This window comes from Streptomyces sp. NRRL F-525 (assembly GCF_000716605.1).
Taxonomy (GTDB): domain Bacteria; phylum Actinomycetota; class Actinomycetes; order Streptomycetales; family Streptomycetaceae; genus Streptomyces.
Map to the genome: position 1 here is coordinate 1 of NZ_JNXE01000130.1, position 488 is coordinate 488.

The 488-nt window shown below is 74.6% G+C and carries 1 pseudogene; it reads right to left on the reverse strand.

Annotation, left to right across the window (positions count from 1 at the left end):
• Nucleotides 1-286 (reverse strand): annotated as a pseudogene (locus tag OO69_RS48195) (glutathione S-transferase family protein); the annotation flags it as partial.
• Between the last annotated feature and the right edge of the window lie 202 nt (nt 287-488).

A 488-nucleotide genomic window follows, 5' to 3' on the forward strand; every position in this document is an offset into this window, starting at 1 on the left:
GGTCGCGGCCGTCCGGGTCCAGCGTGAACCGCCAGCTGCGGTCGTCCTGGACCGGGTCGGCGACCGCCAGGGACAGGGCGTCCTCCAGGCCGAGCAGCCGCCGGGAGACCAGCGCCCGGCTCGCCCACGGACAGGCCCGGCTCACCACCAGGCGGTAGCGGCCGGCCTCCACCGGCCAGCCGTCCCGGCCGTCCGCCGTGATCCGGTCCGCGAAGTGGCTCCGGGACCGTTTGAACGCCTTCTTCCCGTAGCCGCTGTTCCCGGGCGTCCCGTCGTCGCCGCTCATGCCCCTGCCTTCCTTCCGCCGTCCGAGTCCGTGGGTCCGTGCGTCGCGTCCGTTTCCTCGACCGGCCCCGCGCCCTCGAACCGGCCCCTTGTGTAGGCGTTCCCCGATTTCGCCGGTCGGCACTGGCGGCCACCCGCAAGGCGGGGTGTGATCCGCGCCGGCCGGGGCAGTCGGGCCTTCGTGAGTGGGACAGGTGGGGAAG